General features: G+C 63.7%; 20 protein-coding genes. 6 read left to right on the forward strand and 14 right to left on the reverse strand.

Annotated elements, in window-relative coordinates:
* Position 1: 1 nt before the first annotated feature.
* Positions 2-433 carry a (deoxy)nucleoside triphosphate pyrophosphohydrolase gene (locus BEP01S_RS01560; RefSeq protein WP_218004312.1) on the reverse strand — a complete coding sequence of 144 codons (432 nt, stop codon included), beginning with the start codon at positions 431-433 and terminating at the stop codon, positions 2-4.
* A gap of 596 nt (positions 434-1029) precedes the next feature.
* Entirely contained in the window at positions 1030-2337 is a 1308-nt protein-coding gene (locus tag BEP01S_RS01565) for an Nramp family divalent metal transporter (protein ID WP_062239773.1), read from the reverse strand.
* A gap of 239 nt (positions 2338-2576) precedes the next feature.
* Between BEP01S_RS01565 and arr the strand changes: the two genes are divergently transcribed.
* Positions 2577-2990: an NAD(+)--rifampin ADP-ribosyltransferase gene (arr, locus tag BEP01S_RS01570; RefSeq protein WP_062239777.1), complete on the forward strand. Its 414-nt coding sequence runs from the start codon at positions 2577-2579 to the stop codon at positions 2988-2990.
* Between the two features lie 72 nt (positions 2991-3062).
* Here the strand turns inward: arr and BEP01S_RS01575 are convergent, their stop codons facing one another.
* The 9 genes from BEP01S_RS01575 to BEP01S_RS01615 form a co-directional block, all read right to left on the reverse strand.
* Complete coding sequence (locus BEP01S_RS01575) at positions 3063-3533, reverse strand: carboxymuconolactone decarboxylase family protein (RefSeq protein ID WP_062239779.1); 471 nt, start codon at positions 3531-3533, stop codon at positions 3063-3065.
* Between the two features lie 8 nt (positions 3534-3541).
* A complete protein-coding gene (locus tag BEP01S_RS01580; RefSeq protein WP_062239781.1) occupies positions 3542-3916 on the reverse strand; it encodes a GNAT family N-acetyltransferase in 375 nt (124 codons plus the stop codon).
* A gap of 12 nt (positions 3917-3928) precedes the next feature.
* Positions 3929-4972 carry a pirin family protein gene (locus BEP01S_RS01585; protein ID WP_062239783.1) on the reverse strand — a complete coding sequence of 348 codons (1044 nt, stop codon included), beginning with the start codon at positions 4970-4972 and terminating at the stop codon, positions 3929-3931.
* Between the two features lie 83 nt (positions 4973-5055).
* Positions 5056-5517: a MarR family winged helix-turn-helix transcriptional regulator gene (locus BEP01S_RS01590; RefSeq protein WP_062239786.1), complete on the reverse strand. Its 462-nt coding sequence runs from the start codon at positions 5515-5517 to the stop codon at positions 5056-5058.
* A 301-nt stretch (positions 5518-5818) separates the two neighbouring features.
* Positions 5819-7780, reverse strand: coding sequence for a TRAP transporter permease (locus tag BEP01S_RS01595; protein WP_062239789.1), 1962 nt, complete (start codon positions 7778-7780; stop codon positions 5819-5821).
* 5 nt (positions 7781-7785) lie between these two features.
* Entirely contained in the window at positions 7786-8220 is a 435-nt protein-coding gene (locus BEP01S_RS01600) for a DUF1850 domain-containing protein (RefSeq protein WP_083532440.1), read from the reverse strand.
* A gap of 48 nt (positions 8221-8268) precedes the next feature.
* Complete coding sequence (locus BEP01S_RS01605; protein WP_062239794.1) at positions 8269-9264, reverse strand: TAXI family TRAP transporter solute-binding subunit; 996 nt, start codon at positions 9262-9264, stop codon at positions 8269-8271.
* 242 nt (positions 9265-9506) lie between these two features.
* Positions 9507-11846 carry an MMPL family transporter gene (locus tag BEP01S_RS01610; RefSeq protein WP_083532441.1) on the reverse strand — a complete coding sequence of 780 codons (2340 nt, stop codon included), beginning with the start codon at positions 11844-11846 and terminating at the stop codon, positions 9507-9509.
* A 9-nt stretch (positions 11847-11855) separates the two neighbouring features.
* Positions 11856-13007 carry a PucR family transcriptional regulator gene (locus tag BEP01S_RS01615; RefSeq protein ID WP_062239795.1) on the reverse strand — a complete coding sequence of 384 codons (1152 nt, stop codon included), beginning with the start codon at positions 13005-13007 and terminating at the stop codon, positions 11856-11858.
* A gap of 176 nt (positions 13008-13183) precedes the next feature.
* On the opposite strand from BEP01S_RS01615, the gene BEP01S_RS01620 reads away from it, so the two are divergent.
* The 3 genes from BEP01S_RS01620 to BEP01S_RS01630 all read left to right on the forward strand — a co-directional run bounded on the left by BEP01S_RS01620 (position 13184) and on the right by BEP01S_RS01630 (position 18326).
* On the forward strand, positions 13184-15271 hold the full coding sequence (locus BEP01S_RS01620) for a hydantoinase/oxoprolinase family protein (protein ID WP_218004313.1): 2088 nt from the start codon (positions 13184-13186) through the stop codon (positions 15269-15271).
* 10 nt (positions 15272-15281) lie between these two features.
* Positions 15282-17255, forward strand: a complete 1974-nt coding sequence (locus tag BEP01S_RS01625; RefSeq protein ID WP_062239801.1) for a hydantoinase B/oxoprolinase family protein — start codon at positions 15282-15284, stop codon at positions 17253-17255.
* 150 nt (positions 17256-17405) lie between these two features.
* Positions 17406-18326, forward strand: coding sequence for a carbon-nitrogen hydrolase family protein (locus BEP01S_RS01630; protein ID WP_062239804.1), 921 nt, complete (start codon positions 17406-17408; stop codon positions 18324-18326).
* Between the two features lie 207 nt (positions 18327-18533).
* Here the strand turns inward: BEP01S_RS01630 and BEP01S_RS01635 are convergent, their stop codons facing one another.
* Positions 18534-20018 (reverse strand): PepSY-associated TM helix domain-containing protein, encoded by a 1485-nt coding sequence (locus BEP01S_RS01635; protein WP_062239807.1) that lies wholly within the window; start codon positions 20016-20018, stop codon positions 18534-18536.
* A gap of 188 nt (positions 20019-20206) precedes the next feature.
* A complete protein-coding gene (locus BEP01S_RS01640) occupies positions 20207-20770 on the reverse strand; it encodes a protein-tyrosine phosphatase family protein (RefSeq protein ID WP_244882018.1) in 564 nt (187 codons plus the stop codon).
* A 251-nt stretch (positions 20771-21021) separates the two neighbouring features.
* Between BEP01S_RS01640 and BEP01S_RS01645 the strand changes: the two genes are divergently transcribed.
* Together BEP01S_RS01645 and BEP01S_RS01650 are read left to right on the forward strand one after the other, a co-directional pair.
* Positions 21022-21474: a hypothetical protein gene (locus BEP01S_RS01645; protein WP_062239813.1), complete on the forward strand. Its 453-nt coding sequence runs from the start codon at positions 21022-21024 to the stop codon at positions 21472-21474.
* Between the two features lies 1 nt (position 21475).
* The gene (locus BEP01S_RS01650) at positions 21476-21898 is read left to right on the forward strand and encodes a helix-turn-helix transcriptional regulator (RefSeq protein WP_062239816.1); all 423 of its coding nucleotides are present in this window, start codon (positions 21476-21478) and stop codon (positions 21896-21898) included.
* 88 nt (positions 21899-21986) lie between these two features.
* Here the strand turns inward: BEP01S_RS01650 and BEP01S_RS01655 are convergent, their stop codons facing one another.
* The gene (locus BEP01S_RS01655; protein ID WP_062239820.1) at positions 21987-22520 is read right to left on the reverse strand and encodes a GNAT family N-acetyltransferase; all 534 of its coding nucleotides are present in this window, start codon (positions 22518-22520) and stop codon (positions 21987-21989) included.
* Between the last annotated feature and the right edge of the window lie 8 nt (positions 22521-22528).

The following is a 22528-nucleotide window of genomic DNA, read 5'->3' on the forward strand; positions in this document are numbered from 1 at the left end:
CCTACTCCTCGGTCATTGAGAAATCTTGCACCACCTTCTCAACTGCAGGTATATCAGCTGGCGCCCACTCCACCGAATCGAGGTCGGTTGCTTCGATCCATCGAATTTCGGAATGTTCAGTTAGTTTCGGTTCGCCTTCAACCAATGTGGAGTAGAAGGTAGTGAGCGTAACGAAGCCGAAGTCGTATTCGTGCCGAGTAGAGGCGACTTCGTCTCCAATTTCAGCAGTGCACAGTAGCTCTTCCTGAAGCTCTCGAACTAGAGCGTCACGTGGAGTCTCTCCAGCTTCAATCTTGCCTCCGGGAAACTCCCACATGCCCGCCAACGACATCGTTGAGCTCCTCTGAGCGGCCAATATTTTCGTTCCGTCGACGACGATAGCGCCTACAACGTTAATTTCCTTTTTCACGGTCCAGCTCCCCTCGTCCTCCATGCCTCCCCTACCCTACCGACTCGCTAAGCGTCGCCACACGCATAAAGATCGAATTGAAGCTTCCAACATTCCATCTGGCCGTCTCGATGGACATTTACAGCAACCCAGCGTGAGATACGAAAAGCGCCGCCTTCAGGTGCGCACTGCGCCACAGACAGCTCTCGCTCCCCCTCGGCTCCAACACCGTTGACCGACTACCTCCTTCTCCAACCACTTGTTTGTGTCAGAGCCGCAGTGTTGACTATCAGTATGGTCACAAGCATCGTTGTTCTGTCACTCACCATCGTCGTGTTAATCGCTGTAGGCTACTTCGCCTTTAGACACTGGAACAACAAAATCGCCCGCCTGAATGAGGAGCGTCAGAACACTTCTACATTCGCCCAGAAGCGAACCGCCGAGATTACAGTGAAATTATGCGCACTCATATCAATAGCCGGATGGGCCAATTTGTCATGAATTGGCATAACGAGATTCCGATTCCCGGGGCGCGAAATGGTAGCGTAAGTCTCCCGCAAACGGTAGTGTAGCCAGTTGCCGGTGACGCCGGACTACCCGATCGTCATCCACTCTGACCTGGTGCTTCACCGCTCAGGAACCTACCCCACCAGCCCCATCACCGACTCCTTGACCTGCAGGGCAGCGAGAAACCCGAACAGTGCCAGGCACACGGCGAGCAGCACGTTCGACCACTTCGTATTGCGCAGTTGAGCCGGCACGGATGAGCGGTTGAGGATGACGAGCAGCGCCAGGGCGAGCACCGGCAGAATGAACGCGCTGATCGCTGCGTAGACGAGCACGAGGGTGACGGGTTTGCCGAGGCTCATGATGACCAACGTTGCGATCGAGAGGTAGACGAGGACGCCGCGGAACTCGATTGACTTCGCCGACATCTCATTGGCCGGTTCGTCCTGGTGCGGGTAGCGCCGCAGCACGCGCAGGCAGTCGGCGGTGACGTAGGCGATTCCGGAGAACCCGCCGAGCACGCTCGTGTACACCACGGCGAGGAAGCTGATGAGGAACACCAAACGCCCGGTCTCACCGATCCGACCCACCAGGTCATCGGCGATCGCGAACAGCGCATCATTGTCCGAAATCGTGAAGCCCTGCCCGTAGAGGATGAAGGCTCCCACGGCGCTCATTGCCACGGCGAAGATGAAGACGAGTCCATAGCTGATGAACAGGTCGAGCCGGACGACGGGCTTCCAGTCAGGCGTCCGCCATGCCTTCTCACGGATCCAGAACGAGTAGGCGAGGATGCCGGTCGCTCCCCCGACTCCGCCGATGAGCGACATCACCGTGATGATCGAGGTGTTCGGGAACGTCGGCACGATCGTCGCCGCGGCGACCTCCTGCGCGTCCTGGCCCTGGAACACGGAGATCGCCAAGGCGAGGATGCCGAAGAACATAATGATTCCGAAGCCCATCATGGCCTTTTCCACGATTCCGTACCGGCCGATGCCGACAAGCACCGCGGCGGAGAGGAGCACGACGATCGCGGTCGGCCAGAACGGCAGGACGGGGAAGATCGCCTGCAGGATCGTCGTCGTCACCGCGATGACACCGGCTCCGAAGAACAGCCCGACGAGCAACTCGGCGATGAGGAAGAGGATCGGGAACGTCCGCCCGCCGAATCGAGTGAGATGGGAGATCAAGGACCGGTCGCCGCTCATCTGCAGCCGCGACACCGCCTCGGAGAGAACGAACTTGAGGATGATGCCGACGGTGAACACCCAGATGAGCGCCAAACCGTATTCGGCGCCGGAGTTCATCGTCGTGATCATGTCCGAAGCTCCGACGCTGGCCAGCGCCAACACGATCCCCGGACCGATGAGGCGGAGGCGTCCAGCCCATGATGTCGGCGCCGAGGCGGCGTTCTTCGTCTGCGATGTCGTTTCGGCGGACATTGGCGGGGTGGGCTCCTTCACGTGGGTTCGTCGACGACGCCACCGGAGAAGTTCGCACGGGGCATCTTTCGCTCAGGAGAGTATGGCCGAGGTCGTCACATTCCGGGACGAAAGTCTCACTACCCGGAAAGCGACTCTGCTTCGATCCACGCCGCAGCGCTCCGCATCAACCGCTCAAGGCCCATACTAGTCGCCGAATCCGAGGCCGATTCGCAGTCTTCGAGCGTATATTCGACGCCATGGCTGACGCACTCGATGAAGGACCCTTCTTCCACGGCACCCGTGCCGAACTCGCACCCGGCGACCTGCTGACTGCGGGCTTCGCTTCGAACTACCGACCCGAAGTGACGATGAATCACATCTACTTCACGGCCCTGCCCGACGGTGCAGGATTGGCCGCCGAGGTGGCCGCCCTCAACGGCGGACAGCCGCACGTCTACGAGGTTGAACCCCTCGGTGACTACGACGACGACCCGAACGTCACGGACAAGAAGTTCCCCGGCAACCCCACTCGCTCCTTTCGCAGCACCGAACCCCTGCGCATCGTCCGCGAGGTCACCGACTGGAAGCGCCTGAGCGAGCAGGACCTGCGAATGTGGCGCGAACGCCTCGCCGCCATCCGTGAGGATGACAGCAAAGAGATCATCAACTGACACCGCCGAGGCGGCACATCCCACTGCGCCTGCGAGGAGTCAACCTCGCTTCGCTCCGAAGGCCGCCTGGGCTCAGTCCTGCTTTGCTCCGAACACCGGGTGATCGCTGGCGATCGAGATGCGGTTGAACGCGTTGATGAGGATCGTCGACCATTCGATCGCAGAGATCTGTTCGGTCGTCAGGTACTGCGCCACCTCAGCGGCGATCGCGTCCCGATCCTCCGTCTTGTCCAGCACGGTCAACGACTCGGCCAGGGTCAGTGCCGCGAACTCCTGATCAGTGAAGATCTCGGCCTCGTGCCAGCTCGGCAGCACATCGAGCTTGAGCTGGGAGACGCCGGCCTTCCTGGCCGCCGGGGCATGGATGCTCAGGCAGGTGCGGCAGCCATTGATCTGCGAGACCCGAGTGTTGACGAGCTCGATGAGCGCATCGTCGAGACCCGCTTCGCGCGACGCCTTCCGCGAACTCGCGGCCGCCTGGGCCATCGCCTTGTAGTTCTCGGGGTGGATCTTGTCGATGAATGGTCGACTTGCGTTGCTCATACCCTCACTCACGCCTGTCGCTTGACGATGTCGATATCGGCGCCCGTCGCATTGCGGAACCTGCCGCCCTGTGCCGCGTAGTCGTCGCCGGTCTCCTGCAGCTTCTTGACGAAGAGCGGGCAGACGGGCACGACGGTCACTCCGCGTTCGCGTGAGTCCTCGAGTGCCTCGGCGACGAGGATCTTCGATAACCCACGACCGCCGAACTGCTCGTCGACGACGGTGTGATGGAAGATGCGTTCGGTCTCCGCGTCGGGTCCGGGCAGGAAGAACGCGTGCCCGGCCACGGTCCCGTCGGCTACGGCGATGTCATAGGACTGGCCGTCCTCGTTGAAGGTCACGGTCACCTCGGCGCCGGTCTTGTCTTCGAATGTCTTCGACATGGTTAACGCTCCTTATTTCTGGACCTGCGGGGGCGGATTCCTCCGCGCTTTGATCGTGACGTCGGGCATCCTCGGTGCGGGGAGCCTGCCCATGCCATCGGCGTTCTGACCAGGACCGCCCTTGCCGACGTATCCCTCGACGGCGCCGAAGCGATCGCCTTCGGCCTGCCATTCCTCACGGTACCGGGCGATCTCCTCGTGGGTGCGGCCGAGGAAATTCCACCACATGACGATCTCTTCGGTGAACGGTTCACCGCCGATGAGGATGAGCCGGCCGGGTTCGTCGCTGCGATTGGCGATGCGCAGCTCCTCGACGCCGATGCCCGTGTAGCCGATCGCCGCGACCGGCAGATCGACGTTCTCCAGTGCGATATCACCGGAATCGACGAGGAGGCCGTGCTCGAACCGCGGATCGACGGGCAGGTCGATGGTTGCGCCCGGATCGAGGCGTATCTCGACCCCGACCAGCGGGGTGTGCGTGTGCACCGGTGAGGAACCTTCGCCGAGGCGGCCGAGGAATACGAGCATCTCCCCGCCGTCAAGCGACACCGGCTCGGGTTCGAAATGCTCGAATTCGCGTTCGGGCTGGTGGCGAGCGCCATCGGGCAGAGCCAGCCACAGTTGGACGCCGTGCAGCGTCGTCGTGCCCTCGGTCGAGACTTCGGAATGGCAGATGCCGGCGCCTGCGGTCATGAGGTTGACTTCGCCGGGCAGGACGAGGCCCGCGTTTCCGCCGGAATCGATGTGTTGGATGGCGCCTTGGAACAACCAGCTGACGGTCTGCAATCCGGTGTGCGGGTGGGGTGCGACGTCCATTCCGCCGGTGACGGAGACGTCCGCCGGGCCGTAGTGGTCGACGAAGCACCACGGGCCGATGAGAGAACGCTGGCGCTGCGGGAGGGTCCGCCGCACGGTCATCGCGCGGGGCCCACCCAGCGGCACGTCGCGGGAGGTGATGATCTCGACTGGGGAACGTCCCTGCTGGTCGCAGGAGGGCCCGGGCAGTCCCCCGGCCTTGCAGACTACCTGCTCGGGACGGGTCTCAACGTTGCTCATGGCCTCAGCCTAGCCGTCTTCGACAGGCGCGGGGAGGGGCGGCGGCAGGCCCCCTTGACCGCTGGCTGAGCTTTGTGAGTCAGCTACCCCACCGGGCAGATCTTGGACACGAGCTCGAAGATTTCCTCCGCCTCGGCGTCGGTGACATCGGAGAATCCGGAGAAGATGATCTCCGCATTCGTCTCGGCCGCCTCGGCGCAGAGCTTCTGCCCCGCCTCGGTGAGGGCGACGAGTACCCCGCGGTGGTCTTCCGGGTCGGCTGCCTGGGTCACGAGCCCGCGCCCCTCGAGTTTGCCGAGCAGACGGCTGAGCGCACTGCGGCTCATCACCAGACTGCGCAACAGGTCGCGCTGCCTGACCTGCGCCGAGGTCGACGCATTAATGAGCACATCGAATTGATTGGCGCTGAGCCCATGGCGGGTCCGGAACTCGTGTTCGAACCGCGTCATGAAGTCCTGATACTTCTCCATCATCAGGCGCCAGGCCGCGATCTTGATCGGGCCGTTCTGCCTGATCATGCTGCTGACGGGAGTCGTCTCTTCCATCTGCCTGTCTCTCCCTCACGAACTGCCATCCGATGTGTCGGCCGGCACTTTTGTTGCACCGTCAACAAAATCGTAGTTCAATGTTGTACCTGGCCCTGAGTTAACAGGCCACGTCGACGATCCCCTCGTCGAAGTACCGGAGTATCCCCTACGTACCCCCGGCAATCACGGATGAAGACGCTCTCCCCACGGCCCTTCATCACGCGCCGGGGGTATCGTATTGCCTCCTGCGCCTGAAGCTGACCTCGCAGGCGAAACGCCTGCACCGAACGGCGAAGCGGCGCTCGGCCCAGCGGTCGGTTCAGATCTCCCGCAGATGCAGCCTCCCCTGACGTCTGGCCATGAACATCGCCACGCCGATTGCGGCGAGTGCCGCGACTGCGCCGATGAGGTCGAGCACATAGTCGGGAGTGACCAGACCGATCGCTCCGAGCGCCAGTACGATGCGCAGCCAGATCGGCAGCGGAACGAACAGGTGCCCTTCGGCAGCGACCGCGAGCAGCGCGACCCCGATGAGCAGAATGACTGCGGCCCTCACCGTGTCCGCCGCGGTGCCGTCAAGCATGAGCAGCTCGGGTTGATAGACGAAGACGAAGGGCACGATGATCCCGCCGAGCGCCAGACGCATCGCGAGGAAACCTGTCCGCATCGGACTGCCGCCCGAGAGACCGGCCGCCGCGAAGGCTGCCAGTGCCACTGGCGGGGTGATATTGGCGAAGAGCCCGAAGTAGAAGACGAACAGATGCGCAGCCAGGGGCGCGACGTCGAGCTGAACAAGTGCGGGGGCTGCCATCGTAGCGACGATGATGTATGCCGGAATCGACGGCAATCCCATTCCGAGGATGATGCAGGCCACGGCAGTCATCAGGAGGGTCGGCAGGAGGAGACCACCACCGATGGTGACGATAGTCCCCGCCAGTTTGACGCCGAAACCGGTCTGAGTGGCGACGCCGACGATGATGCCCACACATGCACAGGCCACCGCCACGGACACTGCGGTCAGCGCCCCGTCGCGCAGGGCGTGGACGATGTCGAGCAGCGACATCCGAGTGCTCTTGCGCACCATCGCCGCGGCGATCGTGACAAAGATCGTCGTCACGGCCGCGAAGAGGATCGTCGTCCCGGAGAAGAAGAGCATGTAGAGCAGGAACAGCAGCGGCAGCAGCAGGTGCCCCCGTTCCTTGATCACGTCCATCACTGCCGGCAGGTTCTCTCTGCTGATGCCGCGCAGCCCCTGACTCGTGGCACGCAGGTGCACCTGGATAAGAATGCCGAGGTAGTACAGGACGGCCGGAATGATGGCGACGAGGACGATCTGCGTGTACGGAATTCCGAGAGTCTCGGCCATGATGAAAGCCGCAGCGCCCATGATCGGTGGCATGATCTGACCACCCACCGAGGCTGCCGACTCGACAGCACCGGCGAAGTTGCGCTGGTACCCCACCCGTTTCATCATCGGAATCGTGAAGGCCCCGGTGGTGACGACATTGGCGATCGCCGAGCCGTTGATCGACCCGAGGAATCCGGAGGCGAGCACCGCGACCTTCGCCGGACCGCCGCGCGCCTGTCCGGCCAGGGCCATGGCGATGTCATTGAAGAACTGCCCCATCCCCGACTTCTGCAGGATGGCGCCGAAGAGGATGAACAGGAAGATGTAGGTCGAGGACACACCGATGGCCGTGGAGAAGATACCTTCGGTCGACTCGTACATGAAGGTCACGATCCGGTCGAGGTCATAGCCGCGGTGCCGGAAGAGGCCGGGCATCGACCGGCCGTAATAGTCGTAGACGATGAAGAGCACGGCGAGGATCGGCAGGATCAGACCGGTGACCCGTCGAGCGGCCTCGAGGACGAGAACGAGGCAGAGCACGGAGAAGACGACGTCGATGGTCTCGAATCGGCCGCCGCTGACGGTCAGGCGATCGAAGACCACGGCGAGGTAGACGGCGATAGCGATGGAGCCGGCGATGGCCAGCCAATCGAACCACGGCGGGGTCGAACGCGTCTCGCGGAGGCGGAAGCGCTGAACCGCGAAGCAGAGGACGAGGATCGCGCCGACGTGGATGCCGCGATGAACCAGGGTCGGCGGCCCTCCGAAGAGGGCGTAGTAGATCTGGTAGAGGGAGAGGCCGACAGCGAATACGGTCAGCGGCAGCGCCCACTTCGTTGACCAGATGTCGCGTGTGCGCGATTCGCGATCGTACTTCTCCACCGTTTCGATCGACTCCGGGCCCGGAGCCTCGGCGGGCAATGAGTTCGTCATAGTATTCAGTCTCCGATCAGGATCATCTCGGCGCGGACATGGTGGCCGATCGCCCGAGTCGGCAGCAGGAGTTCGCCGTTGAAGTAGATCCGGTGGTGGACGCGGTGTGAGTGGATCCAGCGCACTGCGGGGAAGCGCTCATCGAGGCCGCAGAGCCGGACCATGTCGCCGTCGAGCTCGGTCTGCGGGGCCTCGAACGGGGTACCCGCACCCATCAGCGACAGTTCGGTGCAGTCGAGGACGAGCTCGTCGCCGTCGGCCCGGTAGTACTCCCACCAGGGGGTCTTGTCGACCGAGTGCATCCACGTCATCGCCACCTCGTCGTCGCTGTCGATGGGCACCGACCGGTACACCCGGTCACCCGGTTCCTGCTGTCGGATGACCAACCGCCTCGGTGCGGGACCGGACATCGACGTCGGAACGGCGATGCCCAGCCCCACCGTGGTGGCGAGCGTAAGAGCCGCCCGGCGGGTCAGGCTCGAAATGGCTCAGCCCTGTTCGTCGAAGTACTTCTTCGCGCCGGGGGCGAGTTCGCTCACGGGCACGTCCTGCGCGTTGTCCACGGTGATGTCCTTCGCCGCGCTGTGCGAGCTCTGGACCTTGTCGATGTTGTCGAACAGGGTCTTCGTGATGTCATAGACGGCGTCCTCGCTGAGCGAGGGGCTGACCACAAGGAGGTTGGGGATCGTCAGGGTCTGCGCGGCTTCGCTGTCGCCGTAGGTCCCGGCTGGGACCTCGCCTTCGCCGAAGTAGTCGTATTCGGACAGCAGCTTCTCCCGTCCGTCGCCGGTGAATGGGACGACCTTGACGTCGTCGCTGGTCGCGAGGTCGGTGACCGCAGAGTTCGGCAGACCGCTGGTGACGAATGCAGCGTCGAGCTGTCCGTTGCGCATCTGGTCGACCGCCTCGGCGTAGGGCAGGTAGTCGGCGCTGAAGTCGTCGTAGCTGAGCCCGTAGGCGTCGACGACGGTCCGAGCGTTGAGCTCGACGCCGGAGTTCTGATCGCCGACGGAGACCGACTTGCCCTTGATGTCCTCGATCGAGTCGATGCCCGAGCCTTCGATGGTCACAAGCTGGACGTACTGGTCGTAGAGGTTGGCGACGACGGGCAGGGAGTCGATCTGCTTGCCGTCGAAGGCTCCCTCGCCGGCCAGGGCCTGGTCGACCGCGTCGCCCTGGGTGAAGGCGAGTTCCGCTCCCCCGTCCTGGATGAGGGTGAGGTTCTCCACCGAGGCACCCGTCGACTGCACGGAGGTGTCGGCGCCGAGTTCGTCGGCGAGGATCTCCGACATCGTGGCTCCGACCTGGTAATACACGCCTGAGGAACCGCCGGTGGCGATCGTGATGAAGTCGGCGCTCTGCTCACCGCCCTCTCCGCTCTCACCTCCTCCTCCGCCTCCGCCGCAAGCGGAAGCCAACAGGGTCACGGCCGCGATTCCTGCGGCTGCTGCGAGAGTGCGGGGTCGGCGAAGAGTGCGCGTCATTGTGTTCTCCTTCGAAACCTGATGATCAGGTGACAATTGCGTGAGCAATACCTACGTACTGCACCCTAGAGGAACACCGTGACCATCGCCACAGCCGACCACTGCGCAGGACGGATTGTGATCAATCCGTTTCCCCGATGCGTCGACAGCCCGGGCGACGAAGCCGCCTCCACCCAGAACTTCATCATCAGACTGCCGCTCTGTCCGCCGCCGCAATTGCGATGCTGCCGCTGGGGCGCTGCTCAGTCGCGCGGAATCCGCTTCCGCCACGGCCACCACACGCTGCGACCGAGGTCGTGGACGAGCGCGGGCACCACGAGCGATCTGACGAGGATCGCGTCGAGGAGAACGCCGAAGGTGACGATGAAAGCGAGCTGGAAGAGGAACATCACCGGGATGACGGCGAGCGCGGCAAAGGTTGCCGCCAGCACGATGCCCGCCGAGGTGATCACCCCGCCCGTGGAGACGAGCCCCTTGAGCACCCCTGCCCGGGTTCCCAGGTGCAGCGATTCCTCCCGCACCCGCGACATGAGAAAGATGTTGTAGTCGATGCCGAGCGCGACAAGGAAGACGAACGCATAGAGCGGCACCGAGGGATCGGCACCGGAGAACCCGATGGCATCGTTGAACACGAGCGCGGAGACGCCCAGCGCAGTGCCGAAGGACAGCACGGTGAGCACCACGAGCAGCAGCGGGGCCAGCAGGGACCGCAAGAGCAGGATGAGGATGACCGTGATGACGACGAGGATGAGCGGGATGGCCAAGGTCCGGTCCGCCTCGGCGGTGGTGTTCGTGTCGAGATCGACCGCGGATTCCCCGCCGACGAGGGCCCCGGCGTCGATGTCGTGCACGGCATCGCGGATCTCGGTGACCGTCGCTTCGGCTTCGTCCGAATCCGCGACGGAGGTCAGGGTCGCCTCCAGCAGGACATTGCCGTCGACCTCGGTCGGGGTCGGCTGCCCGGACGCGTCCGACTGCCCGGACACGTCCGAGCCGGCGGCTTCCGGGCGACCGCGCGGTTGTTCGAGCTCGCCGTCCTTGCCGATGGACAGCGTCCCGCTCGGTGAATCATTGGCGACCACGGTCATCGATTCGACCCCGCCGAGGCGGCCGACCGCCTTCGCGGCATCGTTGAGCTCATCTTTCGCCACGACGATCTGTGCCGGGGACCCGGAGCCGCCGGGGAAATGCTCGGCCAGGATGTCCTGGCCGTCGCGGGCTTCGGAGTCGCCGAGGACGAAGTCGGACTGTGGGACTCCCTCGGCCTTGAACTGCGGGAGGGCGAGCAGCGGGATGGCGAGGATGATGACGAGCGTGACCCAGATGCGGCGCGGATGCTCGGCGACCGCTTCGGCGATGCGGGCCCAGATCCCGCGTTTGGGCTTCGCCGTTTCAGCCTGCACACGCGGAAGGAAGGGCCAGAACACGGCGCGGCCGATGATCATCAGTGCGGCGGGCAGGAAGGTCAGGGCCGCGAGCATCGCCACGACGATGCCGATCGCGGCGACGGGGCCGAGCGCTCTGGTTGAGGCAAGATCGGTGAGCAGGAGGACGAGGAGTCCGGCGATGACGGTGCCGCCGGAGGCCGCGATCGGTTCGCGAACTCCCTTGACGGCGCTCAGACCGGCTCTGACTCGGTCGGACTCGTGGAGGAGTGCGTCGCGGAACCGGGCGACGACGAGGAGGGAGTAGTCCGTGGTGGCGCCGACGACGAGGATGAAGAGAATGCCTTGGACCTGCCCGTTGATCAGGAGGATTCCGGCGTCGGCGAGGTGCCAGACGATGAAGATCGAGGCGGCGAGCGCAGCGACCGAGGTGAAGAGGACGATGACGGGCAGCAGCGGGGACCGGTAGACGATGATGAGGATGACGAAGACGGCGATGAGCGCGACGAGCAGGAGGATGCCGTCGATGCCGGCGAAGGCTTCGGAGAGGTCCGCGGAGAATCCCGCCGGACCGGTGACGTGGACGTCTGCCACGGTTGTCGGGAGATTGCTGGTCTGACCTGGGGTCATATCAGCAGCGACCGCGGTCGGGAAGACCTTGCCGACCGCGTCTCGGATGGATTCGACGTCGTCGGAGGTCGTCGCCTGTGAGACCGGGAGGATGAGCTGGAGGGCCTCGCCGTCATCGGAGGGAATGGCCGGCGAGGGATCGGCGGCCAGCAGCTCATCATCTTCGAGCGTCTTCGTCAGCTCATCGAGTCGGGACCGATCGTCGTCGGTGATGCCATCGCTGTTTTCGAGCACGACGATCGCGGGAACATAGTCGAGGTCGCTGAACTTCTCGATCTGCTCCTGAGCGCGCGTGGACTCCGCGGATTCGGGAAGGAAGGACGAGCGGTCGTTCGTGGCGACCTCGGAGATCTTGCCGAAGTACGGACCTCCGACACCGGAGATGCCGACCCAGGCGACGAGGAGGACGGCGAAGAGTGCGATGAGCGACTTGCGCCCGCGGACCGGCCCTTTCGGGTGCTTTTGGGGTGCGGCAGGTGTATCGACGCTGTTGGGGTCGTCACCGGCGGAACCGCCTCGGCGAGGGGAATGGTTCGGGGGCGTCGAGGTCAGGAGGTGACGGGGCATGGTCTCAGGTTACGCGTGTTCGGCCGTATCGAGGCATTGCAGAGCGAGGACGATCTCCGCCGCGGTCCTTGGATCGGTGAGGCGTGCGCCCAATACCTTCTCGATCTGCCCGATTCGATAACGCACAGTGTTCTCGTGCACATGCAGCCGAGCGGCAGCCTCAGAAATGTTTCCGCCGCTGTCCACGTATGTGCGCAGTGTGGTGGAAGTTTCGGGCTTGGTCACTATCTGGTTGAGGAAAGCAGCGACGAGCCGACGGTCGAAACGCGAGCTCATGCGCGCCGCAGCCCATTCGATCGGGCGCATTCGGTCGACGAACGCGAACTTCGTACCTCGCACTGAGCCGAGTGCCACATTCGCCGTCTGCAGCATCTCCGGCACCTGGCTCAGTGCAGTGAAGAGACCAGATACTCCGACGCCGAGAAGACCTGGAGTATCCAGGCGGCCCTCGATATCGAAGTCCCCCGAGCACACCACGGTCTGGTCGATCGCCGATGCTCCATACCCAGATTCCCTGATGACGAGTCCGCCTCCAGGAGGCAGAGCCGGTCGCGCTGACTCGGAGTCCGCAGTGTCGAGACGAATCCGCACGGCTCGAATCGGCTCGTAGGCGACGAATCCGAAGCTCTCGAGGAGCCGCCACAACGCCGGTTCACGTCCCGGTGAGACTCCAGCTTCCAGATCCCGCAGGACTCGGACCGATTCCTCCCGCCGATTGCTGATCGAGAACGATTCGAAGCCCTCGAAAGCCCGCAATAACTTGGACAAGACGTCGAGGATCAGCCCACCGGCTGCGCCGTCCTCTCTTTCCACCAACTCATCATCGTGCACTGCGACGACAATGATGTGGTTGCGACTGCGAAGACGAACGGCCTGAGCGTGAACGTGCCAGCGTCCGATTGTTGCTGCCTTCGGTTCGCCCCACCGTGCACTGTCAGCGTCCGTGACGACTTCATCGTGTATCCACCGAGAGATAAGATGAGTCGGCGCCGAACCGACCGATCGGACGACCTCTCCGAGCTCGTTGACGACGAGTCCCGCACCTCTGCTGAGTTTGGCTGCACGCAGAAGTGTCGATTCGAGAGGATCGGAGGAGTTCAGACCGCTCATCAACTCGTCAAAGATCTGCTCTCGGGTCAGCGAATTTCGGTTCGAACACATCTGCGTCTCTCCTTGGCGTCGCCATTGCCGACACACCGGCGGGCCGGCTTCCAGCAACGATGATGAGCCTTTGTGATTTTCACAAATCCTACTGATTCTTCCTTCGTCTGCTCCATTGACCTGCTCAATTGCGAAAGGCCAGTCTATGGAGAACACCTCAATCAAAGGAGATGACCGTGGCAGATCTACGCGTCGCAGTCGACGTCGGCGGAACGTTCACCGACATCTGCGTTTTCGACGAATCCACCCAGAAGATGAGGGTGACGAAAGTACCTTCGACTCCGGACAACCCGATGGAGGCCGTTCTCAACGGAGTGAAGCGAGCGAACATCGACCTCAGCCAGGTTGAACTCTTCTCGCACGGAACGACCGTGGCGACCAACGCGCTCATCACTCGTAGATTCCCCAAATCGGCGATGGTGACGACCAAAGGATTCCGCGATGTCATCGAGATCCGTGATGGCACGAAAGACGACCTGTGGGACGCGTACTCAGACGTCTCCGGTCCCTACATTCGTCGCCGCGACCGATTCGAAGTCACAGAACGCGTCGACTACGCCGGCAATATCGTCACCGAACTCGATGAAGATGAGGCCCGGAAGCTCGGGCGACTGCTGAAGAAGCGCGGAGCGACGACCATCGCCGTCTGCTTCATCAATTCTTATGCGAACTCCGCAAATGAGATCCGGATGCGAGAGATCCTCGCCGAGGAGCTGCCCGAGGCCAGCATCTCGACGTCGGCGGAAGTGCTGCCGGAGATCTTTGAGCACAACCGATTCAACACGACGGTTGCCAATGCCGTGCTCGGACCACTGGTGTCCGGCTACGTCGAGCAGCTCGACAGCAGCCTGACCGACGACGGCTATGCCGGAGAACTGCTGCTGCTCCACTCCGGAGGCGGTTCGATGACATCGGAAATGGTCAAGAAATTTCCTGTCAGACTGGCGGCTTCGGGGATCGCCGCAGGAGCCATAGCCGCCCAGCACGTCGCCGAGCAGTGTGGGTACGACAATGCTGTCGGACTGGACATGGGCGGCACCTCGACAGACATCTCGCTCATCGCAGATGGTGAGCTGCGGGAGACGAACGAGTGGGAAGTCGAATACGGTCACCCCATCGTCTTCCCCAGCATCGAGGTGCTCACAATCGGAGCAGGCGGAGGATCGCTGGCACACATCGACATTGCCGGCTCACTGCGAAACGGCCCTCAGTCAGCGGGTGCCGACCCAGGTCCTGTCTGCTATCGACGAGGCGGGAAGGAACCGACGAACACAGATGCGAACCTCTGGCTCAACCGGCTGGGCACCGATCTCGCTGACGGCGAGATGACTCTGGACCGCGACAGCTCTCAGGCGGCAATCAAGGAGAAGATCGCCGACCCGCTCGGACTCGACGTCGACACCGCAGCCGAATCCATCGTCAAGGTCGCTAATGCAAACATGGCCGATGCGGTCCGTCTCGTGTCCATCCGCCGAGGCCTCGATCCACGAGACTTCGCGCTCATCGCCTTCGGCGGAGCGGGCGCCCTGCACGGAGCGGATGTGGCTCGCGAACTCAACATCCCCTCGGTCATCGTCCCGCCCAGCCCGGGAGTCACCTCGGCGCTGGGATGCCTCCTCGTCGACATTCAGCACGACCTGTCGCAGATGTTCACCGGCGTCGCGGACTCCGCTGATGCCGAATCCGTCGAACAGCACTTCCGTGAGCTCGAGCTCGAAGGTCGAGATCGGCTGCGACATGAGAAGGTCCCTGACGAAGACGCGGTCTTCGAACGCGGGATCTCGATGCGCTATCACGGCCAGTGGAGGTCTTTGCAGGTGAAGATGGGATCGGGGCCGAATGCTCTGCGCGAGGCCGTCCAGCTCTTCCACGAGGAACACGAGAAACAGTACGCCTTCCGGCAGGACGACACCCCCGTCGAGATCTATCAGCTGCATCTCAAAGCGCTCGGCAGAACGCCGAAACCGACCTTCAAACCGACTCCGGTCAGCAGCAAGGAGCCCGGAGAGCCGATCGAGGTCCGCGATGTCTACTTCGACGGTCAGTGGCATGCGACGCCGGTCTACCAGCGCGAGAACCTGCCGTCGGGCGCGGCGTTCATCGGACCGGCGATTCTCAACCAGATCGATTCGACGACTGTCATCCCGCCGAATTCCTCGGCTGTGATCGACGAATGGTTCAACATCCGCATCGCACTGAACTCCGAGGCAGGCGAGCCGGCGCTGGCTTCCGCCTCCGAGAAAACGACACAGAACGGCCTGTGAGGAGAAACCCATGACCACAACTACGGAACAGTCGACGTCCACTCTCGACCCGGTGACCTTCGAAGTGCTGAAGAACGCCTTCGCCACCAGCGTCGACCTCATGAGCGAGCAGATCCTGCGGACCTGCTATTCGTTTGTCATCTATTCCCGCGACTTCTCGTCAGCTCTCTGCGACCGCTACGGAAACACCGTCATGCAGGGCAGTGCTGACATCGCCGTTCACGTCGGCACCCTGCATTTCCAGTGCAAGGCCGTCATGGAGGAGTTCGGTGACGACATCAACCCCGGCGACGTCTTCCTCATCAACGACCCCTACCGCGGCGGCACGCACTTCAACGATGTCAGCTTCATCCGTCCGATCTTCGCGGACGACGAGATCATCGGCTTCGCGCAGAACAAGGGGCATTGGGCCGATATCGGTGGATCCGTACCCGGCTCGTTCGATGTCTCGGCCAGTGAGCACTTCGGTGAGGGACTGCGCATCACCCCGTTGCGAGTGTGGCACAAGGGCCGGTTCCTCCACGATGTCGCGCAGCTGCTCGTATCGAACACTCGCGCTCCGGACCAGGCGCTCGGTGATCTCAACGCCCAGGCCGAAGCCACTGCTGTATGCGAACGTGAAGTGCTCCGCCTCGTCGACAAATATTCGAAGGACACGGTCCTCGACGCGATGCAGGAGACGCAGGACTATGTCTGCCGCACGGTCCTCGCCGGCCTCGGCGACCTGCCGAAGGGCGAGTGGGAGACCGTCGACTTCCTCGACGGCGACCCCGCCAAGGGTGAGGGTCTGGCTCCGATCCGGGTGAAGCTCACCCTCGACGGAACAGGCATCCACTACGACCTGACCGGCTCCGCCGAGGCGGTCTCAACCTTCCTCAACTCCGGCTATGGGACGACGTTCTCGGCGATCTACGCAGGGACGAAGACGTTCTTCCCGGAGGTACCTCTCAACTCTGGCTTCTATCAGGCGGTGACCGCGGAAATCGGGGAAGAGGGAACTGTCGTCAATGCCGGTTGGCCGCACGCGGTGACTGGGTTCTGCTCGGGGCCGTACGAGAAGGTCATGAACGCGATCTTCGAATTGTGGTCCCACATCATGCCCGAACGCGCGATGGCGTGCGCGTTCAATCTCGAGTATCTGCTCGTCGGCGGGCATGATGCCAGGTCCGAATCGAGCCCGTACTTCATGTGGTACGACTGGATGGCCGGAGGCTGGGGCGGCCGGTCGACGAAGGACGGATCGTCGGCGACGTCACCGGTGTTCGGCACCGGACTCGCAGTCCAGCCGGTCGAAGGTCAGGAGCGGCTGACCCCGGTGGTCACCACCCAGCACTCGATCAACATCGACTCAGGTGGTCCCGGCAGATTCCGCGGAGGCTGCGGAGTCAATAAGGGCGGCATCCTCACCGATGCAACAGGTGCCGTGATGAGCTACTGCTGCGACCGCGGCCGTTCGACGACGTGGGGCATCAATGGCGGACTGCCATCGATCCCTCACGGAGTCTGGCTCAATCCTTCTTCGGAGAACCCGCGCTACTTGGGCGCCACATTCTCGAACGTAGCCATCAGCCCTGGTGACACGTTCGAACGCCCCAGCGCCGGAGGCGGAGGCTTCGGGGATCCGCTCGAGCGGAGCACAGCCGAGGTGCTCGAGGACGTCATCGACGGTTATGTCTCCATCGACCGTGCGACCAAGGACTATGGCGTGGTCGTCCGTGAGATCGATGCCGAACTCGATGAATACGAGATCGACGAGGCCGCGACAGCCAAGGAACGGGAACGGATCCGCTCCGAACGTGCATCCTGGCTGGACGCCGACCCCGCCGAGGTGGCCCGCCGTTACCGCGACGGCGAGATCACCGTCCACGACGTCATCCGCCAGTACGGCGTCGTCCTCGACTGGGGCACCGGTGAACTGCTCGAGAAGTCAACAGGACAGTTCCGCGACAGCATGCGGGCTCGGTCCGCTTCGTTCTGGAGCTGATGCCCCCTACTGAAAGAGCGCCCCGCGATTCGATATAGAATCGCGGGGCGCCCGTCCGTTCGAGGCGAGCGCTCCGGCTGTTTGACCTTTACTGTCAACCGTTCGACAGTTGAGCCAGGAGATTCCATCGAGCGAAGAGGGTCGAGCAGTATGCACACAGTGGCAGTCGTCCAGGCAGGGTCCGTGCCCTTCGATGCCGAAGCGTCGGTCGACAAGGCGATCGCCAGGCTGAGGGAGGCCGCCGGCAACGGGGCCGAGCTCGTCGTGTTCCCCGAAGCATTCATCGGCGGCTATCCGAAGGGCAGCACCTTCGGTGCCCCCGTCGGGATGCGCACCGAGCAAGGTCGCGCGCAGTTCCAGCGGTACTTCGACGGAGCGATCGCCGTCGATGGCCCCGAGATGGGCAAGCTCACCGAGGCAGCCCGCGAGGTCGGTGCCTTCGTCGTCATCGGCATCATCGAACGTTCCGGCAACACCCTCTATTGCACAGCCGTGATGGTCGACCCGGAACTCGGGGTCGTCGGCGCACACCGGAAGCTCATGCCCACCGGCACCGAGCGTGTGATCTGGGGCTTCGGGGACGGGTCGACCCTCGACACGATGGACACACCTTTCGGCCGAGTGGGCAGTGTCATCTGCTGGGAGAACTACATGCCGCTGCTGCGCCAGGCGATGTATGCCAAGGGAGTCGAACTCTACTGCGCGCCGACCGTCGATGACCGTCCGACGTGGACGGCGACGATGACGCATATCGCCTTAGAGGGCCGCACTCACGTGCTCTCGGCATGCCAGTTCATCACGAAGAGCGAATTCCCCGACGACCATCCCTTCGACGAAGAACTGCCCTACGGTGAGACCGCCATCCGCGGCGGCAGCGTCATCATCGCACCTACCGGCCAGGTGCTGGCCGGACCGGTCTACGAGGAGGAGACGATCCTCTACGCCGACATCGACCTCGGTGCCAAAACCCGTTCGCACCTCGACTTCGACCCGGTCGGCCACTACTCCCGGCCGGACGTCTTCGAGCTGCGAGTCGACACCCGTGCGAAAGGTTCCGTGTCGTTCGAGTGATGCGGCGCGGGCGGCCAATCACGTCGGCCGCCCGCGCCGCTCGACTCCGCGCCTGCCAGCCCGAGCTTCTGGCCGCATCACCTTTTGGACAGATCATCGGTTCGCAACCTGATGACCTGCCCAAAAGGTGATGACAGCCCGCACCTAACGTGATGTCGACTTGCAACTGAAGCGAGGTTTCAGCACGTAGGCGGGAGACTGCGCGCCTTAGCTCGCCATGGCCCGTCGCTCGCGTCGCCGCGTCCTCAGCCCGAGAGCCACGTCGACGACGAGGAACACGATGAGGCTGATGCCCACCAGCGGCAGGAACAACCCGATTGCGACGGCGGCGAGGACAACCGCACCGACGCCCCACCACGGCGCATCAGCCAGTGCTCCACGAGGAGGCGCGGATCCGAACCTCTTTGCCGGATTCCGCTTCGGCCGCCGCTGCCACCACATGACGTAACCCCAGACGACCATGGCCGCGATGCCGAGCGCGAGGACGCAGAGCACGATCTGATTGACCAGTCCGAACAGGGTGCCCATGTGCAGGTCGATGCCCCAGCGGGCGAGTTTCGCCGCCACACCGTAATCGGAGAAGTCGACCCGGTCGGTCACCTCCATCGTCTCGGGGTCGAAGGCCACGGCGTCGACCTTCGTGGGGAAGCTGCGTTGGATCTCCTGCACCACCCAGGCCGAATCGGCATCGGCTGGAGGCAGGATCTCGACGAGCCCGGTATCGATACTGACGTCGTGTCCCATCGACAGCATCATGTCGAAGTCGGCGGGATCGATCGCGGCGTGATCGGCAGCGCTGTCGGCCGCCTCGGCGGACGAGCCGCCACCATGATGGGCGTGCTCGCCGATCGCCGAGGCGCCGCCGAGTTCCGTCGACACCGCCGGAGTCTCCCAACTCAGCGCGGCACGCAGTTTCGTCACGTTCTCCCCGCCGAACTGCGACCACGTGATCCCGGTGGCCGAGAGGAAGAGCATGCCGATCGCCGCCCAAACACCGACCGAAGCGTGCCAGGAGAAGGTGCGCCTCAACCCCTTGCGCGTCCGGTTCGGTCGCAGCATCGCGGCGGGCTTCTTCGTTTTGCGAGCGCGGAGGATCCACAGCACGAGCCCCGCGGCGGCGACGATTCCCAGCCATGAGGCGGCCAGTTCGCTGTAGAGCCGACCGACGTCGCCGAGGTGGAGGCTGCGGTGCATCTGGTCGATCCAGGTCCGCAGCGGCAGGGCACCCGAGGTTCCGTAGACGGTGAGGTCACCGACCACCTCGGCGGTTCCGGGATCGACGAAGATCGCCCGGGATTCGCTCTCGCCGAGGCTGGGGTCGTCGTACATCACGCGGGTGGTGTCGCCCGGTTCGGGCGCCGGCCGCACGGCGGACAGCGTCGCGTCGCTGTCTCCGATGACGGTGTTCGCGGCGTCGATCTGGGCGGCCAGTGGCAGAGGGTCGTCGGTGGCGGGGACGCTGAGCTGGTCGGCATAGACCAGCTTCTCGAGCGTCGGGCTGATCGCGTAGGCCGCCCCGGTGAGCGCGGCGATGAGGATGAACGGGCCGATGAGGATGCCCGCGTAGAAGTGGAGACGGCGCAGAAGCGGACCGAGCCACGGAATAGGACGGTCGGGGCGGTCGGGGTGGTTACGGTGGCTGGTCGGTTCCGGGCCTGAGCTTTCGGGCACGGTTGATGAAGGTGTGGTCATGATGATGCTTTCTCTCAGTTGCGCTGAGCCGGATCGGGTCGGCCCGATGCCCTCGACGAGCAGATGCAGTCGACGGGCAGCTTCGGTCGACAGTGGTCGCGTACGACACGCAGTCGCGGTCGACGACCAGATACGGTCAGCAGTGATCGCACCGGCTCATGAGAGCCGATGCGCGGATGTGATGAGTGTCAGAAAGCAAGCTGCGGTGGCCCTCGCCGCAGCACCGGGGATCGACACACGCCGAGGCTGCGAGGCAGTTCGGGTTCGAGGCCGATCAGCGACCGCGGCCTCTCGATCTGCGCCCGCAGGATGACGAGGCGCGGGATGACCGCTCGGATGATGAGGCGGGCGAACTCGCCGAGCATGACCGGAAGTCGCTCGGCCCAGTAGATCATCGCGATCGTCACGATCCCGGCAACGCAGTGGGCCAACAGCATCCCCGGAGACGAGTGCGCGTGCATCTGGGCTACTGCGCCCACTGAACCGTCCATGGCAGGCATGACCGTGGAGTCATGGGCCATTTGCATCGCGCCGCCGGGCGTCGAGTGCATCGACGCGTGATGGACTCCATGCGCCGGCGAGTGGTGAGAGTGCGAGCCGAGGAGCGCGGCGAGTCCGTTGTCGGAGCGCGCCATCGTGCTCGGCGATGCGGAACCGTGCGGAGTGAAGAGGGAGAAGATGAGGTGAAAGAGGGTCTGGCTGATTCCGACGGAGACCGTCAGCCGAGGCAGCGACATTTGGCGCCCGGCCAAGAGAACGCAGACGAGGGTCGACAGCGCCAGCGGCAGATGACGCCCATCGCAGTCGGAAACGATCCACCGCCGAGGATGTGCGACGTCAGCGCGACAAAGGTCGCGAACGCTGCGGCGAGAGTGCCGCGCAGAGCGCGCCGGTGCCTGACTCTCATCCTCACAGTGCCATTGTCACACAGGTGGAACCCACCCGAATGATCGTGCGGGATCGACCCTTGCGCCAGGCAGTGAACCATAGGTACAGTACCAATATGACTACAGCTTCGCAGACGTCATCGCCCGCCAACGCCCGAACCCTTCTGCTCCCATACACGCTCGGTCTCATCATCGCCATGACCATCGTGCAGATCGTCGTCGCTGCCACCGGCGGCGAGGTCACGATCCTCGCCGGTGGACTCACAGCACTCGTCGCCATCGGAATCGCGGTGTGGCTGTGGCGAAACCTGACCGCGCTCAAACGTGTCCGCTTCGGCGTGGTCATCGCCCATGCCATTGCCTTCGTCACCGTCACCACCTCCTTCAATCTGCACGCGATCCTCCGGGTGATGTTCCTCGGCTTCGAAGTCGACGGCGCCGGAGACGCGACCCACACCCTTCTCGAGAGCTCTTGGTTCGGGGCCACGCTCGTGATGAGCGCCCTGTGGGGGCTCGGACTGCTGGTCCACCTCCTCGGCTCAGTCCTCGGCCGCGGCTGGGAGGACTGAGGTGGCGGCACAGTCTCGCGACACCACGAACGAGGCAATCGACATCACGACTGCGGCGAATGGCAGCCCGGCCGCAGTCACCCCGGAAGAGCGGGAGTGGCTCGACCACCGCGTCGAGTCCTGGGTCGAGACGTATAAGAAGTCGATGCTCACCCCGATCACGCTCTCCCTCGTCGCGACACATCAGCCGGCCGAGATCTCCACCATCGCCGAGGCGGTCACCGCAGCCACGGGATGGCAGATCACAGAACGCGGCCTCTATCGCACCATCAAACGCCTGCAGGACTCCGGATTTCTGGTAAGCACGGCGGTCGATGCTCCGCGGACCGGGGCGAAGAGAAAACTGCTCTCGCTCACTCTGCTGGGAGCGAGCTATCTGTCGGGAATCAAGGGCAGCCTCGTCGAGGTACCGGAAGAGAGATGACAGCGCCGGGAGTTCGGTCTCCGCATCGACAACAGCACCGAGGCACGAACCAACGGCGACTGCACCTCGAGCCTAGACTGCCAAACCTTCAAGGACGATCCCGGCGATAGATGACGTGCCACCCGTCATCGATCGGGTTGTCGGGCGGGATGTGGCTCTCGGCGATGCGCTCGTATCCGGCAGCCTCGAGAGCCCTCCACGATGCCGGATTTCCCGCGATCACGGGCACGATGATCGCCGAGGCGGACGGGCGGTGAGCGAAGCAGAGTTCAGTGAACTCCTGGATCATCCGTGTGCCGATGCCCTTGCCTGTCGCAGCGACCTCTCCGATGAAGTAGTCGATCGTCAGCGCATCTCGCGGTGCGTCAGCCAACTCGATGAGTTGGCGTTGCTCGTCCGCGTAGTCCCAGATTGCGCTCCGCTGGATGAAGCCGACCGGCACCCCGGCGTCCTCGACGATGAAGTCGAATGACGGTTCGGTGCCGTCGATGCTGGCGGCGAAATCCCGTTCGATCGCCTCCGGAGTCGTCTCGTGATTCCAAAAGCGGACGACGACGTGGGGCGAGCCAAGCCACCGCGCGAGCAGCGGAAAGTCAGCCCTGGTCGTCCGTCGGAATTCCACGTGTCCTC

The sequence above is a fragment of the Brevibacterium epidermidis NBRC 14811 genome (assembly GCF_001570805.1).
Lineage (GTDB): Bacteria > Actinomycetota > Actinomycetes > Actinomycetales > Brevibacteriaceae > Brevibacterium > Brevibacterium epidermidis.

What these genes read in the sequence shown, in the direction of transcription:
- BEP01S_RS01610 (WP_083532441.1), bottom strand. Translation starts at nt 11,846, where the DNA reads ATGCCCCGTCACCTCCTGACCTCGACGCCCCCGAACCATTCCCCTCGC.
- BEP01S_RS01645 (WP_062239813.1), top strand. Translation starts at nt 21,022, where the DNA reads ATGACTACAGCTTCGCAGACGTCATCGCCCGCCAACGCCCGAACCCTT.
- BEP01S_RS01635 (WP_062239807.1), bottom strand. Translation starts at nt 20,018, where the DNA reads ATGACCACACCTTCATCAACCGTGCCCGAAAGCTCAGGCCCGGAACCG.
- arr (WP_062239777.1), top strand. Translation starts at nt 2,577, where the DNA reads ATGGCTGACGCACTCGATGAAGGACCCTTCTTCCACGGCACCCGTGCC.
- BEP01S_RS01630 (WP_062239804.1), top strand. Translation starts at nt 17,406, where the DNA reads ATGCACACAGTGGCAGTCGTCCAGGCAGGGTCCGTGCCCTTCGATGCC.
- BEP01S_RS01575 (WP_062239779.1), bottom strand. Translation starts at nt 3,533, where the DNA reads ATGAGCAACGCAAGTCGACCATTCATCGACAAGATCCACCCCGAGAAC.
- BEP01S_RS01605 (WP_062239794.1), bottom strand. Translation starts at nt 9,264, where the DNA reads ATGACGCGCACTCTTCGCCGACCCCGCACTCTCGCAGCAGCCGCAGGA.
- BEP01S_RS01565 (WP_062239773.1), bottom strand. Translation starts at nt 2,337, where the DNA reads ATGTCCGCCGAAACGACATCGCAGACGAAGAACGCCGCCTCGGCGCCG.
- BEP01S_RS01590 (WP_062239786.1), bottom strand. Translation starts at nt 5,517, where the DNA reads ATGGAAGAGACGACTCCCGTCAGCAGCATGATCAGGCAGAACGGCCCG.
- BEP01S_RS01625 (WP_062239801.1), top strand. Translation starts at nt 15,282, where the DNA reads ATGACCACAACTACGGAACAGTCGACGTCCACTCTCGACCCGGTGACC.
- BEP01S_RS01615 (WP_062239795.1), bottom strand. Translation starts at nt 13,007, where the DNA reads ATGTGTTCGAACCGAAATTCGCTGACCCGAGAGCAGATCTTTGACGAG.
- BEP01S_RS01585 (WP_062239783.1), bottom strand. Translation starts at nt 4,972, where the DNA reads ATGAGCAACGTTGAGACCCGTCCCGAGCAGGTAGTCTGCAAGGCCGGG.
- BEP01S_RS01595 (WP_062239789.1), bottom strand. Translation starts at nt 7,780, where the DNA reads ATGACGAACTCATTGCCCGCCGAGGCTCCGGGCCCGGAGTCGATCGAA.
- BEP01S_RS01580 (WP_062239781.1), bottom strand. Translation starts at nt 3,916, where the DNA reads ATGTCGAAGACATTCGAAGACAAGACCGGCGCCGAGGTGACCGTGACC.
- BEP01S_RS01560 (WP_218004312.1), bottom strand. Translation starts at nt 433, where the DNA reads ATGGAGGACGAGGGGAGCTGGACCGTGAAAAAGGAAATTAACGTTGTA.